Genomic DNA, 17096 nt, shown 5'->3' with positions numbered 1-17096 from the left:
CTGCCCGTTGACGCACGCGCCGAGCCTTCGCCCGGCGTACCGTCCAACGCAAGGAGTCCGGCAAATGGCCAGTCAGTCGAAGCAGCGCAGCACCCAGAACACGCAAAGCACAGACGCAAAATCGGAGAGCCTCGAGACGTTTCGCGCGCGTCCCGACGGCGAAGCGCTGCGCACCAATCAGGGCGTGAAGATCGCCGACAACCAGAACACGTTGCGCGCAGGCCCGCGAGGTCCTTCGCTGCTCGAAGACTTCATCATGCGCGAGAAGATCACGCACTTCGATCACGAGCGCATTCCCGAGCGCATCGTGCATGCGCGTGGTTCTGCCGCGCACGGCGTGTTTCAGGTGTATGAATCGCAGGCGGACATCACGCGCGCGGGCTTTCTCAACGATCCATCGCGTCTGACGCCGGTGTATGTGCGCTTTTCGACGGTGCAGGGTCCGCGCGGCTCGTCGGATACGGTGCGCGACGTGCGCGGCTTCGCGACGAAGTTCTACACGGACGAAGGCAACTTCGACCTGGTCGGCAATAACGTGCCGGTGTTCTTCATTCAGGACGCGATCAAGTTTCCAGACTTCGTGCATGCGGTGAAACCGGAAGCGCCGAATGAAATGCCGACCGGCGGCACCGCGCACGATACCTTCTGGGACTTCGTGTCGCTCGTGCCCGAAAGCGCGCATACGGTGATCTGGGCGATGTCGGACCGTGCGATTCCGAAGAGCCTGCGCACGATGGAAGGCTTCGGCGTGCACACGTTCCGCTTCATCAATGCGAAGGGCGAAGGGTGCTTCGTGAAGTTTCACTGGCGCCCGGTGCTCGGCTCGTATTCGCTGATGTGGGACGAAGCGCAGAAAATTGCGGGCAAGGACCCCGATTATCATCGCCGCGACCTGTGGGAAGCGATCGAGCGCGGCGACTATCCCGAGTTCGAACTCGGCGTGCAGATCGTCGAGGAAAAGGACGAGCACACCTTCAGCTTCGATCTGCTCGATGCAACCAAGCTGATTCCCGAAGAGCTCGTGCCGGTGAAGATCATCGGCAAGATGACGCTCAACCGCAATCCCGACAACTTCTTCGCGGAGACGGAACAGGTCGCGTTTCATCCGGGCCATATCGTGCCGGGCATCGACTTCTCGAACGATCCGCTGCTGCAGGGGCGGCTCTTCTCGTACACGGATACGCAGATCAGCCGGCTCGGCGGCCCGAATTTCCACGAGATCCCGATCAACCGGCCGGTCTGCCCGTTCCACAACAACCAGCGCGACGCGATGCATCGGCAGACCATCAACCTCGGCCAGGCATCGTATGAACCGAACACGGTGAGCGGCGGCTGGCCGAAGGAAACGCCGGTCGAACAGGGCGGTTTCGAGAGCTATCAGGAGCGCGTGGAAGGCACGAAGATCCGCGTGCGCAGCGACTCGTTCGCCGATCATTTCTCGCAGGCCACGATGTTCTACAACAGCATGTCGCAGCCGGAGAAGGATCACATTCTCGCGGCGTATTCGTTCGAACTCGGCAAGGTGACGAAGCCGGAGATCCGCGAACGCGTCGTGAACCAGATCCTCGCGAACATCGATCTCGATCTCGCGGGCAAGGTGGCCACCGCGCTCGGGCTGCCCGCACCCAAGCCAGGCAGCAAGCCGGGCAAGCCGTCGCCGGATGCGTCGCCGGCGCTGAGTCTGCTGAACCGCGTGAAGCCCGGCATCAGGACGCGCAAGGTCGCGCTGCTCGCGGCGCCGGGCGCGGACGTCGCGGTGCTAAGGCAGTTACGCGATGCGCTCGCGGCCGAAGGCGCGCACGCGCTCGTGATCGCGCCATCGCTCGCGGCGATCGGCGACGTGACGCCCGATGCGACGATCGCGGGCATGCCGTCGGTGATGTTCGATGCGGTGTTCATCGTGAGCGGCAAACCGGCGACGGACGCGCTCGCGCAATCCGGCGATGCGCGCCATTTCGTGCTTGAGGCGTTCCGTCATCTGAAGGCGATCGGCGCGCTCGGCAGCGGCCGCGACGTGCTCAACGCTGCGCATCTGCCGGGCAATGCGGACGGTGTGGCCACCGGCGACGATGGCGCACTGAAACAGGTGCTGAAGTCGTTCGTCGATGCCGCCGGCCAGCATCGCGTGTGGTCGCGTCAGGCGCAGGCCGAAACGGTGCCGGCTTGAACCGGCGCGCGATGGATGCGGCCGCAAGGGCCGTCGCGTGCGCGCTACGCGGCGCTGCGTGCGCATCGCGCGAATCCCCGCCGATGCGCGTGTGTGCCGCGAACAACCGTTCGTCTGGAACAGTGGTTGCTACACGATGTGCGATCTGCACCTCGGGTACTCACGACATGACGACAGCGAACGAACGGCTGCGCAATCCAGCTTTCCCGCGTGCGCGCTGCACGCTTTCCGCGCCCATGCCGCCGGCGCGCGCGAAGCCCGCCGCTTCGGCGGCGGCGTTCGCGCTCTCGATGCTGGCGGCTTCCGGCGCGCACGCGCAGACGCCTTCGCCGCTCGCGGAGTGGCAGTATTCCGTCGGCATCCCGCTGGAAAAAATGTACCAGCCGAATGTGCCGGACTGGCAAATTCGACTGGGTATGGGGGCAACGCTGGCGCCGCGCTATGACGGTTCCGAGCGCTACCGGCCGCTATTGGGACCGACCGTCGACATCCGCTACAAGGACCTGTTCTTTCTCTCCACCGGCGAGGGCGTCGGCGTGAACGTCGCGCAGGGACGCAACTGGCGCGTCGGCATCGCCGGCACGTACGACCTCGGGCGGCGCGGCCACGACGATCCCGAGCATCTGAACGGCCTCGGCAACATCAACCCGGCGCCGGAGGTGAAGCTGTTCGGCGAGTACGTCGTGTCCGACCAGTTTCCGCTGGTGCTGCGCGGCGACGTCCGGCGCAACATCGGCGGCTCGAACGGCTGGATCGGCGACCTTGGCGCGTACATGCCGCTGCCGGGCAGCAACAAGCAGTTCTTCTGGTTCGCGGGACCGACGCTCACGTTCGCGGATTCGAAATACATGAACAGCTGGTTCGGCGTGAACCAGAACCAGTCGATGCAATCGGGCTACCCGCAGTACGGCGCGAGCGCGGGACTGAAGTCGGTGGGATTCGGCGTGAGCATGGTCTGGTTCTTCCAGAAGCACTGGTTCGTCACGGCCGATGGCGCGGTGGAGCAGCTGGTGGGCAGTGCGCAGCACAGCCCGATCGTGCAGAAGGCGACCAACGCGGTGGTCGACCTGTCGTTCGCGTATCAGTTCTAGCGGGAGCTTGCGGGAAAGAGGCGAGCGCACCTGTTCGTGCGCTCGCATCGGTGAAACTGACGGAAAAAACCGCTCAGTGGCTGATCGACTCCAGCGTACGGCCGCGCGTCGCCGGTCCGAGCAGGATCATCGCGATACCGATCAGCATCGATACGCCGATGAACGCGGCCACACCCGGCACGCCGTAGCCATGCAGCAGGATGCCGATCGCGAGCCCCGCGAACGCCGCCGAGATGCGGCTCCACGAATACACGAAACCGACTGCCCGGGCGCGCACGCGGGTGGGGAACAGTTCGGCCTGATAGCCGTGGTACGCGTACGACATCACGTTCGACGCGAGCGTAAACAGCACGCCGAGCACGATCAGCATCCACGGCTCCGACACCTGCGCGAAGATCGCGATCACGATGCCCATGATCAGCAGCCCGCCGACGATCTGCGTCTTGCGCTCCACCTTGTCCGCGAACCACACGCCGAGCAGCGGCCCGAACGGATTCGCGATGGCGATCACGAACGCATAGCCCAGGCTCGCGGTGGTGTGGATGCCGCGATGGATCAAGAGCGTCGGCACCCATGCGGCGAAGCCGTAGAAGCCGATCACCTGCGCCATGTTGAAGATCGACAGCAGCAGCGTGCGGCCGCGGTAGCGCGGGCTGAAGATCTCGCCGTAGCGGCCGGTGCCTTCCTGTTCAGCGACCACCGCTTCCGGCTTCGGCAGATGCATCACGCCTTTCTCGATCGCGACGCGCCGCTCGATGTCGTTGACGATCGCTTCCGCTTCCGCGATGCGGCCATGGCGCGCCAGCCAGCGCGGGCTTTCGGGAATATTGCGGCGGAGCACCCACACGATCACCGCGCCGAGCGAGCCGATCAGGATCACCACGCGCCAGTACTCGAGGCCGAACGGATGGCTGCCCTTCAGCGCGTACGCGAGGAACGCGATCACCGGCACCACGGAGAACGTGATGAACTGGTTCACCGCGTAAGCGCGGCCGCGTTCGCTGCTCGGGATCAGTTCGGAGATGTAGGTGTCGATGGTGACGAGCTCGACGCCAATGCCGATGCCGGCGACGAGACGCCAGATGTCGATCGCGAAGCCGGAGGTCTGGAACGCCATGATCACCGTGCAGATCATGTACCAGATCAGCGACCACGTGAACACCATGCGTCGCCCGAAGCGGTCGGCGACGAAGCCGAACACGAGCGTGCCGAGCCACAGGCCGGCGAAGGTTGCGAACACGAAGGTGCCGAAACCGGCCACCGCGAGCGGTTGCAGCGCGGCGAAGATGCCGAGCGATTCAGGCTTGAAGAGTCCGGATTCGACCATGCCGGGCGCGACATAGCCGGTGAAGAACAGGTCGTAGAACTCGAACACGCCGCCAAGCGAGATCAGGATCACCATCGTCCAGATCGTGCGCGACGGGGGCAGGCGGTCGAAACGGGCGGCTATCTCGGCAGCCTTCTGGGTAGACATGGGCGCCTCTTGCTTTGAGGTATTGTTGGGCGAAACGGCCGTGCGGTCTTGACGCGGCCGGTCCACCCGCAATGTCGCATGCGCTTAACCCGCCCAGCAATGAGGAACAATACCGATGGCCGCTACTGCTTGCGCGAACTCGTGAGCAGCGTCTGCACTACCACCGCGACGAGCAGGAACGCGCCGCTCGCAAGGTTCTGGTAATACGGGCTCAGCGTGCCGACCTGGTTGATCACGTTTTCGATCACGCCGAGCAGGATCGCGCCCGCGAGCGGTCCCGCCATCGTGCCGACGCCGCCCGTCAGCAGCACGCCGCCGATCACCGCCGCGGCGATCGACTGCAGTTCGTAGCCGGTGCCCGCGCCCGACAGACCCGAATCGAGATGCGACGCGAGCAGGGCGCCCGCGAGCCCGGCCAGTGCGCCGCTCACGCCATAGGTGACGATCTTCACGCGCTCCACCCGCACGCCGAGCATGCGCGCGGCCTCCTCGTTGCCGCCGATCGCGAACACCGCCGCGCCGTACGGCGTGCAGTTGAGCACGAGCGCGCCGATCGCGTACGCGACGAGCAGGATCCAGATCAGGCTGCTGATGCCGAACAGCGACCCGTTCGCGATGTGCGTGAAAAAGCCCGGGTTCGCGATCAGCAGATCCTGACTCGCGAGCACCAGCGCAAGGCCCTTCAGCCCGAGCAGCGCCGCGAGCGTCACGATGAACGGCGCCATCCGCGCCCGCGCGATCAGCACACCGTTCACCAGTCCGACCAGCAGGCCGACGACGATCGGCGCGAGCATCGCCGCGCCCCAGCCATACGGCGCCGCGTACGCCGCGATCACGGTGCCGAGCCCGACCAGCGAGCCGACCGACAGATCGAAGCCGCCGAGGATGATCACGAGGCTCTGGCCGATCACGATCAGGCCGAGGAAAGAACCTGCGGAGACAATATCCGCCAAGTTGGCGAAATGCAGGAAATCAGGAAAGATCGCGCCGGCGATCGCGCACACGAGGATCAGGATGCCGATCGCGCCGCGCGCCTGGATCAGCCGCACGATCTGGTTGCGGCGTTCCTTGTGCTCGCGCAGCGGCGCCGCGCCGGCGGTTACTACCGCCGCGGCGGTGGCGTCGTGCGATGCGTGTGACGGATCGTGGCCGCTGTCGCCGTGGCTGCTCATGTTGGTGCCCGTGTCGATGTGCATGTTCATCTGCGGCTCAGCCTCCCTGCCGCTGCAGGTAGAGCGCGACGACGATGAACACGGCCTTCAGGATCTGCGCGTACGTATAGCTGATGTTGTTCATGATGAAGCTGGCGTCGAGCACCTGCAACAGCAGCACGCCGAACACGGTGCCGACGATCGAGATCCGCCCGCCCGACAGCGGCGTGCCGCCGATCACCGACGCCGCGATCGCGTCGAGCTCGAAGTTCACGCCCACATAGTTCGGGTCCGACGCGCCGAGACGCGCCGTCGCGATCACGCCCGCGAAACCCGCCAGCATGCCGCTTGCCGCGTACACCATGAACAGCGTGCGGCGCACCGGAATGCCCGCGAGAAACGCCGCGCCGCGGCTCGCGCCGATCAGGATCGTATAGCGGCCGAAGGTGGTGCGCCTGACCACGAGCGAGATCACGACAGCCAGCACGATGCCGATCAGCATCACCACCGGCAGCGGGCCGAGCGCGCCGGTGCCGAGCAGGTCGAACGCGTCCGACGGCGGCAGGTTCACCCGCGAACCGCCGACGAGCGCCTGCGCGAGGCCGCGCGCCGCGACCAGCAGCGCGAGACCGGAGATCAGCGGATCGATGCGCACGATCGACACCAGCGCACCGTTGAAGATGCCGGCGATCAGGCCGATCGCGATGCCCGCGAAGATCGCGGTGCCGGCGCCGTAGTCGAGACACACCGCGATGGTCGCGCTCGAGAGCGCCATCACCGAGCCGACGGAGAGGTCGATGCCGCGCGTCGCGATCGCGAGGTTCTGGCCGAGCGCGATCATCACCACGGGCGCGGCTTCGAACAGCAGGCTGCGCGCCGCGAGAGGATTCGAAAAGCCTGGCGTGACGGCCAGATTGATCAGCACGAGCACCGCGAGCGCCACGTACACGCTGTTTTCGCGGGCCCACACGAGGAGCGCGTGGCCGGGCTGGGCGCGCGCTCCTTGAGCCGGGGAGTTCGAAAGACTCAAGCTGTCCTCGTTGGTTCTGGATGGCCGGCAGCCTCCATGCGGCTGCCGTGCGGGTTCGCTGTTCGCGCTCGCTGCTTGCGCGTTCTACTGCGACGATGCCGACGGCGTGCTGCTCGCAAGGATCGCGAGCACGTCGTCCGGGCTCGCGCCTTTGGTCGCGATCTCGCCGGTGCTTACGCCTTCGTTGAGCACCACGAGCCGGTCCGTCAGCTCGAGCAGCTCTTCCATCTCCGACGACGTGACGACCACCGCGAGTCCTTCGTCCGCGAGTTCCTGCACGACGCGATGCACTTCCTCTTTCGCGCCGACGTCGATGCCGCGTGTGGGATCGTCGAGCAGCAGCACGGTCGGGTGCGTCGACAGGCAGCGCGCGATCAGCGCCTTCTGCTGGTTGCCGCCGGAGAGCGTCGAGATCAGCGCGCCCGGTCCGGCGGTCTTGATACCGAGTTCCTCGATGTAGCGCTTTACCAGCGCTTCCTGCTTGCGGTGCGAAATGAAGCCGAAGCGCGAGATGCGCGGCAGCACCGACGCGACGATGTTGTCGCGCACCGACAGCCGCGGAAAGATGCCTTCCGAGCGCCGGTCTTCGGACAGGAACGCGACGCCGCGATCGATCGAACGCGCCGGCGCGGTGTGGCCGAGCAGATTGCCTTGCACGTGCACGTCGCCGGCGTCGGCCTTCTGCGCGCCGAATACGGTCTTGAAGGTCTCGGTGCGGCCCGAGCCGAGCAGCCCCGCGAGACCGACGATTTCCTTCGGCGCGACCCGCATCGACACATCGCGCACGCGCGTGCGCCAGCGGAGTTTGTCGACCTGCAGCGCCGGTTGCGCATCGGCCGCGCCGCGCGTATCGCGCTGGCCGCCATGACCGCCGAGACCCTTGCCTTCGCGTCCGAGCATCGCGGCGATCAGCGCATTGCGCGGCAGTTCGGCGGGCGTGCCGGTCTTCACGACTGCGCCATCGCGCATCACCGTGAAGCGGTCGCACAGCCGGTAGCATTCGGACAGCCGGTGGCTCACGAACAGCAGCGCGATGCCGTCGGCGCGCAGCCGGTCCACCACCTGGAACAGCACTTCGACTTCCGCGCCGGAGAGGGCGGAGGTCGGTTCGTCGAGAATCAGCACGCGGGCGCCGAGCGATACGCCGCGTGCGATCGACACCATCTGCTGCTCGCCGAGCCCGAGCGAACTCAGCTTCGCGACCGGATCGACGGTGAGGCCGTAGCGCCGCACGATGTCGTGCGCCATGTCGTTCATGCGGCGCCGGTCGATCAGTATGCCGAAACGTTTCGGCTCGTGACCGATGAAGATGTTCTCGGCGACGCTGCGCTCCGGAATCAGGTTGATCTCCTGATACACGGCGCACACGCCATTCAGCTGCGCGGTGCGCGGCGAATCGAACGCGACCGCGTTGCCGTCCAGCACAACGCCGCCTTCATCGGGCTGGTAGAAGCCCGTCAGGATCTTGATAAGGGTGGACTTGCCCGCGCCGTTCTCGCCGACGAGGCCATGCACCTCGCCCGCGCGCAACGTGAGGGAGACGTCCCGCAGCGCGCGGACGACCCCGAAGGTCTTCGACGCGTTGCGGGTTTCGAGCACCACCTGGCCGGGCGAGCCGGCGTGGTTGCGGTCAGCGCGACCGGCCGGGTGGGGGACTGCCTGCTGCGGATCGTTCATGCGTCATCAGCCTGCTAGTCTTTAAACAAGCGTTGAGACAAGCGGTGACGAAAGCGTCAGTACACCGCGCCTGCGTCGAGCGACTTCTTCGCGTTGGTCTTGTCGTACAGCGCGTCCTTCATGATCTGCTTCTGCGCGACCGGCTTGCCGGCGAACCAGTCGGCGAGCGACTGGAAGGCGAGCGGGCCGAAACGCGGATTGGTTTCCACGTCCGCGACCACGACGCCGTCGGTGATGTCGCGCACCACGTCCTTCGTGCCGTCGATCGACACGATCGTCACGCCCTTCAGCTTGCCGGCCTGGCGCAGCGCGGTGATCGCGCCGAGCGTCATCACGTCGGCGTGCGTGTACACGGCGTTGACGTCGGGGTGTGACAGCAGGATCTGTTCCATGACTTTCTGCGCTTCGGTCGTCGACCAGTTCGCCGTTTGCGCAGCGGCGAGCTTCATGTCCGGGTACTTCTTCAGCACTTCGGCGAAGCCGTCGGTACGCTGGCTTTCCACCGTGTTACCGTAGCCGCCCTGGATCTCGGCGATCACCGCCTTGCCGCCCGTCGCGTCGGCGAGCGCCTGTGCGGCGCGCTTGCCCTGCTCGTAGAAGTCCGAGCCGAGGAACGTGATGTAGTCCTCGCAGAAGTTGCCGGCCGTCTGGCGGTCGATCGTCACGACTGGAATACCTTTGGCTTTCGCCTGGGCAAACGCCGGCTGCAGGCCGGTCGAATCGTTAGGCGCGACGATCAGCGCCTGGGCTCCCTGATTGATCATGCTCTCGATATCGGCAACCTGTTTCGCCTGGTTGTCGTTCGCGTTCGTATAGAGCAGACGCTTGACGCCCGCGGCCTTCGCGGCGGCGCGCACCGATGCGGTTTCCGTCGCGCGGAACGGGTTCTGTTCGTTCTCCGACTGCGAGAAGCCGACCACGAGACCTTTCAGCGACTGATTGCTGGGCTTCGGGTTCGTACAGGTTTCGCTGGATGCGTTCTGCACTTTCTGCGCGCTGTTGTCCTGCGCGGAAGCGCCGAACGACCATGCGCCCGCGACACAGAGCGCGAGCGTGACGAGCTTGTGCTGCAGTTTGACTGATGACATGCGTGTCTCCGTTGTTGTTGACCCAACAGGTGCTAACGACTTTGTGACTTCGTTGTTATTGACAGCGTTGCCCGTCCCATTACAGCTTCACGACGGCGGCGGACGAACCTCGCCGATGTCCGGCCGGATCCTCGTCCGGCCGGTCCTGCCCGACCCTTCATCGTTAATATTATCAGTCAATCATTAAGAATATTACTTAGGGTATCCCCCGTGCCGGGCTGGCCCGATGACCTGCCGCTGCCACCGCCGTCTCCGCCGGACGCACGCGCATCGGGCGAGGGCGGCACGCCGACCGAGCCGCGCTCGATCAGCGGACCGTCCAGCTTGATCGTGCGGCGCTTGAACGGCGCGCCGGCGCTGCGGTTCTCTTCCTCCTGCAGCAGGGTTTCGACGGCCCAGCGGCCCAGTTCGTAGTTCGGCAGCACGACGGTGGTGAGCGGCGGGTGCGTGTGCCGCGCGATTTCCTGGTCGTCGTAGCCCATCACCGAGACGTCCTCGGGCACTCGCAGGCCGAGCTGCTTGAGCGCCTCGATTGCGCCGATCGCGGTCAGGTCGTTCGCGCAGAAGATCGCGGTGGGCGGATTCGGTTCGCGCATCAGCGACAGCGTGTGTTCGAAGCCTTTGCCTGAACTCCAGTCGCCGTCGCGCACGAGGTTCTCGTCGTACAGCAGGTCCGCGGTAGTGAGCGCCTGGCGGTAGCCTTTCAGGCGGTCTTTCGCGGCGTCCTGCCAGGTTTCGCCGTTGATGAAGCCGATCCGGCGGTGGCCCGCGGCCGTCAGGTATTCGGTCGCGGTGTGGCCGCCCGCCACTTCGGCGGGCACCACCGACGACAGCGCGTGCTCCGCCGAATAGCAGTTCAGCAGCACCGCCGGCACCTTCAGCAGCGCGGCCGGCAGCGTGACCTTGCGGGTGTAGACGGTCGCGTAGACGACGCCGAGCACGTTCGGGTTCGACAGCGTTTCCTGCAGTACGCGCGCCTCGATGTCGGCGTTGCCGTGCGTCGAGTACACGGCGAGCAGACAGCCGTTGTTCCACGCGGCATCGCGCGCGCCGTCGACGTTCACGACGGGATGCGGGCTGGTCGAGATTTCGTCCGCGACATACACGATCAGGTTGCGCTCGCCCGGCGCGAGCGGCACGGTGGCACGGGTAGGCAACTGGTAGCCGAGTTCTTCGGCCGCCTTCAGCACTTTCTTGCGCGTGCCTTCGGAGAATTTCGCGCCGACCGCGCCGTTCAGGACGAGAGACACCGTGGACTGCGACACGCCGGTTGCCTTGGCGATGTCGGTCATGGTCGGGCGACGCTGGGTGGATTTTTTCATTGGCTTGCCAGGTAGCGTGAGGCCCCGCGCGCGCGGGGCGAAATGACGGTAACACTAATAATCGCGACCCGCAATTGGCATTCATCGCCAGATTTCATGGCCTTTCGGCGGCGGCTTTCAGGCGCTTTTGAGCGATTTTATTAGTAATAATTTGACCTGACGTATCGGTTTGTGCGACCCTCGCGGCAGGTGGACGCTGGCGGGAAACGCGCGGATCGGCCGTGCGCGGTTGTGTCCACCACGATCACGGGAGTCCTGGTCTTGAGTAGCCGGCACACTTCTGCTTTTCCCGCGCGTGGCGGCGCAGCGCCGAAGTCTCGGCAGCACAAGGCGCCGCGTGCGGCACGCGCGTCGGACGCGCCGCGAACCGGCGCGGTTGCTTCATCCAGCGCGGCGGTTGCGCCTGCATACGATCCGGCGGTGCTGGCGGATCCGGCGCTCGTCGTGCTTCGTTATGACGCGCGGCGCACGGTGGTAGCGCCGGAGCTGGGCGGCTCGCTCGTCGCGTTCTACGACGACACGGCGCGCGGCCCGATCCACTGGCTGCGCCCAACGAGCCGCGCCGCGCTTGCTGCGGGCGATCCGCTGGAGCTCGCGAGCTTCCCGCTCTTCCCGTACTGCAACCGCATCCGTGACGGACGCTTCACGTTCGAAGGCGTGAGCTGGCAGCTGCCGATGGGCGAGGGCATGCTGCGCCACGCGTTGCATGGCCACGCGTGGAAGCGCCCGTGGCAGATCGCGAAGCGCACCGCGAATACGGTGGAACTGGTGTTCCGTCACGAACCCTCGCCGCTGGCAGGCACCGCATCCGAACCCGGCTGGCCGTTTCGCTACGAGGCGCGCCAGCGGATCGTGCTCGATGCGGACGGTCTGTCGATCCATCTCAGCGTGTGCAATCTCGACACGCGGCCGATGCCTTGCGGCTTCGGTCATCATCCGTACTACCCGCGTTCGGCTGGCACGCGCATCGAAACCGGCGTACGCGCGATGTGGGCATCCGACGATGCACTGTTGCCTGTCGCGCTTGCCCCGCATCCGGCCGTCGACGCACTGAAGCAGGGCCTGGTGATCGACGGGTTTTCGCTCGACAACAACTTCACCGGCTGGAATCGCGAAGCGCGCATCGTGTGGCCGGACGAGCATCGCAGCCTCACGCTCGTCGCCGAGGCGCCGCTCGACTGCTTCGTGCTGTATTCGCCGTCGGACCAGCCATTCTTCTGCGCGGAGCCCGTGAGCAACACTACCGACTGGCTGAATCTCGACGTGCCCGTCGCGGACAAGGGCGGCTGTGTGCTCGCGCCGGGCGAATCGGTCGAAGCGGGCTTCGCGTGGCGGCCATCGTTCGACTGAAGGGCGCGACGTTTTGCCGTTCTGAAAAAAGCGCTACAAAAAGTTAGCAAGCGTTGTCATTTCTGCAGTGCCGCAACGGCGTGAAGCGTTGCGGTCTGATGGCTCGCGGTGGCCGCCGGTTCTGGTGTTCAGCCGCACTCACTCGCCCCTCTGCTTTGCTGTGCCGTCATCGAGACGGCTCGGCACGACATCCGCGCTTCACATGCGCGAGGTCAAATGGCACAGGCTTTGCTCCTGTGCGTTGGCTTTCCGTTTCATCTTCCTGTTGCACCGACCTGTATCACCGACTTCGCGGCGCGAGCCTGGATGTCGACGCCGCGTCGTCGACATCCAGGCTCGCGTCATTCGCTTTTCTCCTGAATGCCGGAGTGCACTTGCCGCTCAACGTCCTGATGGTTGCGTCCGAAGCCGTACCGCTAGCGAAGAGCGGTGGGCTCGGAGACATGGTCAGCGCCTATGGCGCCGCGTTGCGCGATGCCGGCGTCGAAGTGTCGATCCTGATGCCCGCGTATCCGGGCGCGTTGCGTCGCGCGCTTGGCAAGACGCCGGTGGGCCGGCTCGCGGGACTGCCGGGCGGCGACGCGACGCTGATCCGCGCGCAGATGCCCGATAGCGGCCTGCCGGTGCTGCTGCTGCAGATGGATCATCTGTACGAACGCGAAGGACTCTACCGCGACCCGGGCGGCCGCGACTATCTCGACAATCTGGTGCGATTCGCGTCGCTGGCGGCGGCTGCGGCGCGGATCGCGCGCGGCATTCGCGGCATCAAGCGTCCGGACGTCGTGCACGCGCACGACTGGCATGCGGGTCTCACGCCGCTGTTTCTGAAGCTTGGCGGCGTGCGCGCGCGCAGCGTGTTCACGGTCCACAACCTCGCGTTTCAGGGTAATTTCCCGCTCGCGATGGGCAGCTGGATCGGCGTGCCGCCCGAGCTGCTCGCGCCCGCGCTCACCGACGAGCGCAGCATCGAGTTCTATGGTGAGCTGAGCCTGATGAAGGCGGGCATCGTGCACGCGGACCGCGTGACGACGGTCAGCGAGCGCTACGCGAACGAGATCATGACGCCGCGTTTCGGTCACCGGATGGAAGGCGTGCTGCAATCGGTCGCGCGCAAGGTGACGGGCATCACGAACGGGATCGACATGGAGGTGTGGAATCCGGAGATCGATCCGCTGATCGCGCGTTCGTATTCGGCGGTCGACGTGAGCGGCAAGCACGCGTGCAAACGCGCGCTGCAGCAGATGTTCGGGCTCGAGCGCGAGCCGTTCGCGCCGCTCGTCGCGATCGGCAGCCGGCTCACTGAGCAGAAGCTCGCGGACGTGGTGGTCGACGCGATACCCGCAATGCTCGTGCAGCATCCGCGGCTGCAGTTCGCGGTGCTGGGCGAGGGCGAGACGCGGCTCGAACAGCGTCTCATCGCGCTGGCCGCGCAATGGCGCGGCCGCGTCGGCGTGCATATCGGCTACGACGAAGCGCGTGCGCATCAGCTGCATGCGGGCGCCGACATGCTGCTGCACGGCAGCCGCTTCGAGCCCTGCGGCCTCACGCAACTCTATGCGATGCGCTACGGCACGGTGCCGATCGCGTCGCGTGTAGGCGGGCTTGCGGATACGATCCGCGACTACTCGCTCGACTATGGCCGGCATGGCGCGGCAACCGGGTTCCTGTTCGAGCGCGAGAGCGTGGACGGCGTGGTGCAGGCCGTGGACCGCGCGCTCGATGCGTTCGGCAATCCGTCGCTGTGGCACGCGCTTCAGCGCAATGCGATGGAACGCGACTCGGGCTGGGGACGTCCGGTTGCGCGCTATGGCGAGCTGTATGCGGCGTTGACGGAGACGCGGCCTGTGACCGCGCGTCGTCGCAAGGACGCGAAAGGCGTGGAGTCGGCGTTGCGTGCGCAACGCGAGACGGTTGGCGCTACCGCTATCGTCCCGGATGCCGGGCTCGCGATGAGTGCGTGATTTGCGCGCTGATTCGATAACGCCTGTTTTCAGGGCCGCTTTCGCTGCCGCGGTTCGCGTCGCGAAGAAAGGGACTTCGGTATAGTCGGAAGACAACGACGATTACCGGAGACACGCATGCCCCGTTACGACGACGCGTCGCGCGACGCGCTTGCGCAACAGTTCGAGCGCGATGGCTTCGTGCTGCTGCCGGATCATTTCCCTGTCGACGTGATGCACCGCTGGCAGCAGCAGTTCGCGCCGCTGCTCGCGCCGCATATCGGCGCCTCACACGCTGAGGGCGGCAACGGCAATCGCGGACCGGGCCGCTACTACGTGACGCTGCCGTTCGAAGGCGATTTCGCTGACCCAGCCGTGATCTGCGACGACGACATCGTGAGCATCGTCGAGCGCATCGCGGGTGCGGACCCGGTGATGTGCCAGCTCGCCACCGATACGCCCGTGCAAGGCTCCGGTTTCCAGGACTGGCATCGCGATACGCCGCCGCTCTTCGACGATTTCGCGGAAACGCCGTCGTTCCAGCTTGCGGTGAATTTCCCGCTCGTCGACGTCGACGAACGCAACGGCTCGCTCGAGACGACGCGCGGCACGCACCGGATGTCGCGCGACGACGCGCTGCGCGCGCTCGAAGCCGGCGAGATCGCCGCGGAGCGTGTGCCGATGCGAATGGGCGACGTGATGATCCGCGACGTGCGCGGGCTGCATCGCGGCACGCCGAACCATATCGGCGAGCCGCGCCCGATGGTCGTGATCGGCTATAGCCGCGCGTGGTATTTCCGCCCCGAGGTGAGCATCGCGGTGCCGCGACAGGTATTCGATGCGCTGCCGCCGCGCGCGAAGCGGCTGCTGCGTTTCATGCCGAAGGTCGATGCGACGCCGCGCACGTTCGATGAGAGTTACCGGAATTTCGCTTATTGAGCGGGGTTTTGTGGGCGGCTGACGGCGCGCTCACATTTATAGCCGGTCGCGTATCGCGATCACGCGGTTCTGCGCGATTGCGTAGATGCTCGCTTCGTCCGCCGAATCGTTGACCACGAAGCCGCCGGTGAACGTGCTGAACGCGGGCAGCACGCCATAGCGCGGCGCGAAGCGGAAGCACGGCACGTGCGCCGGGTCCGCGCGCGTCGAGATCGCGTAGACCGGATGCTCGTGACCGGCCAGCACGTAAGCGTCTTCGATCACCTGCGGGTAGTGGCACAGCGCCCACGGACCGAACGGCCACGGCTCCGGCACGGTCTCGACCCGAAGCGACGCGGGCAGCTTGCCCGCCGTGCGATCGTGATTGCCTTCCACCGTGACGATGCGTAACTGGGCGTGGCGCGCGCGCCATGCAAGCAGCGCGTCCAGCGTGTCGCGGCCGAGCGATTCGCGTCCATGCAGCAGATCGCCGAGAAATACGATCGACTCCGGCCGGTGCGCGGCGATCAGCGAATCGAGGCGCGCGAGATCTTCAGCGGTCGCAGCGGCGGGCACCGGCACGCCACGCGCGCGGAACACGGTGCTTTTGCCGAAATGCGCGTCGGCGATGAAGAGACTCTTCAGATGCTGGTCGAACGCGGCGCGCAGCGCGGAGAGTTGCAGCGGATAGCCGGCGACGTCGACGGTGACGGTCTGAAATGCCATCAGCGCGCTGCCTTGTCGCGTTCGACGAACGGGCGGGGCGCACGCCGCTGCTGCGGCGGCGACATGTCGGTCGCATCGGCGTCAGCGGACTTTCCGCTGCCGACGGTTTCGCGGTCTGGATCGATCGGGGCGGTCATGGGACAGCAGACGTGGCAGACGCTCAGTGTCGCCGATTTCCGCGCGGCGTGTGCGATATGCCGCAGGGGTTCGGGTTGCGAATCTGGTTGCGGACCCGCTTGCGAATCCGCTTGCGGATCGCGAGTGAACGATGTCGCGCAAACGACGTCATGCGCCAAGCATCGTTCATGCCACGTTTTTCGGCCGCATCGCGCTCGTTATCGTGATCTTAGGTGGCGCTGATGGATGCGACGGATTTCATCCGGAGTTCACTTACGTGAATGAACGAGCGCACTTCTGAAGTGCAAAGCGTTGAGCTTCAGAAGGTTGAACGGCGGGAGATTGAATCGCGGAAGACCGAACGGCAGCGAAATGTATAGCCGCAGGTTGAACGGCAACGCGTTGAATCGCAGCGCATTGAACGGCAGCGGGCTGAATGGCAGCGCAATGAATCGCAGTGCAGTGAATCGCAGCGCATTGAACGGCCGCGACAGGACGGCGAAACTGAACGGCAAAATCTTGAAGCGCAGGAAGCTGAACGGCGACCAAATTCAGTGCGCCGTTCAGAGATCGAAATCACCGCGCCATTCGGCGGACCTCATCACTCATTGACACCATAGCGTGCAGTCTGCACAGCGGCGTCGCGTTCTTTCGCCGCAGCGGCTTTCTGCCGGTCATACACCTTCTTCGCGGCGGCCACCTTGCGCTCGTACACCTGGTTTGCGGCGGCGATCCGCTCATGCATCTTCACGATCGGATCGGTGCTGGCGCCTTGCGCCGAAGCGTCGGCCGCATTCTGTGCGCGCACCGGCGTGGCTGCGAAAAACAGCGGAACGACACAGCAGAGCGCGGCGACATACGTGAGTCTCATGGTGTGGTCTCCTGGCGAAAGCGGATGAAAAATGGACATCATCTCATCATAGGAGACGTGCGACTCAGTAGAACGAAGTAATCGAATGGCCATCGAAAAAACTTCGACAGATTTTCACTAAATCGCTTTTAGTGTCGACGGTTATGTGAACAAAGGTAAAGGTGCGGCGACAGG

At 65.5% G+C, this 17096-nt stretch carries 15 protein-coding genes; 6 read left to right on the top strand and 9 right to left on the bottom strand.

What is annotated here, in order from left to right; translation table 11 throughout:
- Window positions 1-64: 64 nt before the first annotated feature.
- Entirely contained in the window at window positions 65-2167 is a 2103-nt protein-coding gene (gene katE, locus DVS29_RS23005) for a catalase HPII (RefSeq protein WP_118182817.1), read from the top strand.
- A gap of 290 nt (window positions 2168-2457) precedes the next feature.
- Entirely contained in the window at window positions 2458-3258 is an 801-nt protein-coding gene (locus tag DVS29_RS23000) for a MipA/OmpV family protein (RefSeq protein WP_420816156.1), read from the top strand.
- A gap of 73 nt (window positions 3259-3331) precedes the next feature.
- Here the strand turns inward: DVS29_RS23000 and DVS29_RS22995 are convergent, their stop codons facing one another.
- The 6 genes from DVS29_RS22995 to DVS29_RS22970 form a co-directional block, all read right to left on the bottom strand.
- Window positions 3332-4732, bottom strand: a complete 1401-nt coding sequence (locus DVS29_RS22995) for an MFS transporter (RefSeq protein WP_118182816.1) — start codon at window positions 4730-4732, stop codon at window positions 3332-3334.
- A gap of 122 nt (window positions 4733-4854) precedes the next feature.
- Window positions 4855-5934, bottom strand: coding sequence for an ABC transporter permease (locus DVS29_RS22990; protein ID WP_240655748.1), 1080 nt, complete (start codon window positions 5932-5934; stop codon window positions 4855-4857).
- 7 nt (window positions 5935-5941) lie between these two features.
- Window positions 5942-6913, bottom strand: coding sequence for an ABC transporter permease (locus DVS29_RS22985; protein WP_118182815.1), 972 nt, complete (start codon window positions 6911-6913; stop codon window positions 5942-5944).
- 84 nt (window positions 6914-6997) lie between these two features.
- On the bottom strand, window positions 6998-8590 hold the full coding sequence (locus DVS29_RS22980; protein WP_118182814.1) for a sugar ABC transporter ATP-binding protein: 1593 nt from the start codon (window positions 8588-8590) through the stop codon (window positions 6998-7000).
- A gap of 56 nt (window positions 8591-8646) precedes the next feature.
- Window positions 8647-9678 carry an ABC transporter substrate-binding protein gene (locus tag DVS29_RS22975; RefSeq protein WP_118182813.1) on the bottom strand — a complete coding sequence of 344 codons (1032 nt, stop codon included), beginning with the start codon at window positions 9676-9678 and terminating at the stop codon, window positions 8647-8649.
- Window positions 9679-9854: 176 nt separating this feature from the next.
- The gene (locus tag DVS29_RS22970) at window positions 9855-11000 is read right to left on the bottom strand and encodes a LacI family DNA-binding transcriptional regulator (RefSeq protein ID WP_118182812.1); all 1146 of its coding nucleotides are present in this window, start codon (window positions 10998-11000) and stop codon (window positions 9855-9857) included.
- 261 nt (window positions 11001-11261) lie between these two features.
- Here DVS29_RS22970 and DVS29_RS22965 point away from each other — a divergent pair, with 261 nt between their 5' ends.
- The 3 genes from DVS29_RS22965 to DVS29_RS22955 all read left to right on the top strand — a co-directional run bounded on the left by DVS29_RS22965 (window position 11262) and on the right by DVS29_RS22955 (window position 15229).
- The gene (locus DVS29_RS22965) at window positions 11262-12350 is read left to right on the top strand and encodes an aldose 1-epimerase (RefSeq protein WP_240655747.1); all 1089 of its coding nucleotides are present in this window, start codon (window positions 11262-11264) and stop codon (window positions 12348-12350) included.
- A gap of 374 nt (window positions 12351-12724) precedes the next feature.
- Window positions 12725-14311: a glycogen synthase GlgA gene (glgA, locus tag DVS29_RS22960; RefSeq protein ID WP_118182810.1), complete on the top strand. Its 1587-nt coding sequence runs from the start codon at window positions 12725-12727 to the stop codon at window positions 14309-14311.
- Window positions 14312-14428: 117 nt separating this feature from the next.
- On the top strand, window positions 14429-15229 hold the full coding sequence (locus DVS29_RS22955; protein ID WP_118182809.1) for a phytanoyl-CoA dioxygenase family protein: 801 nt from the start codon (window positions 14429-14431) through the stop codon (window positions 15227-15229).
- Window positions 15230-15265: 36 nt separating this feature from the next.
- Here the strand turns inward: DVS29_RS22955 and pdeM are convergent, their stop codons facing one another.
- Window positions 15266-15934: a ligase-associated DNA damage response endonuclease PdeM gene (gene pdeM / locus DVS29_RS22950; protein WP_118182808.1), complete on the bottom strand. Its 669-nt coding sequence runs from the start codon at window positions 15932-15934 to the stop codon at window positions 15266-15268.
- On the bottom strand, window positions 15934-16071 hold the full coding sequence (locus tag DVS29_RS37390) for a hypothetical protein (protein ID WP_164707969.1): 138 nt from the start codon (window positions 16069-16071) through the stop codon (window positions 15934-15936). Before DVS29_RS37390 ends, pdeM begins: the two co-directional genes overlap by 1 nt.
- Before the next feature lie 352 nt (window positions 16072-16423).
- Between DVS29_RS37390 and DVS29_RS36970 the strand changes: the two genes are divergently transcribed.
- A complete protein-coding gene (locus DVS29_RS36970) occupies window positions 16424-16663 on the top strand; it encodes a hypothetical protein (RefSeq protein WP_124800687.1) in 240 nt (79 codons plus the stop codon).
- Here the strand turns inward: DVS29_RS36970 and DVS29_RS22940 are convergent.
- The gene (locus tag DVS29_RS22940) at window positions 16653-17015 is read right to left on the bottom strand and encodes a hypothetical protein (protein WP_338069343.1); all 363 of its coding nucleotides are present in this window, start codon (window positions 17013-17015) and stop codon (window positions 16653-16655) included. The genes DVS29_RS36970 and DVS29_RS22940 overlap by 11 nt on opposite strands.
- Between the last annotated feature and the right edge of the window lie 81 nt (window positions 17016-17096).

The organism is Paraburkholderia phosphatilytica, from assembly GCF_003443895.1.
Lineage (GTDB): Bacteria > Pseudomonadota > Gammaproteobacteria > Burkholderiales > Burkholderiaceae > Paraburkholderia > Paraburkholderia phosphatilytica.
The sequence above is the reverse complement of the archived record's forward strand: the minus strand, read 5'-3'. Positions and strand labels throughout refer to the sequence as shown.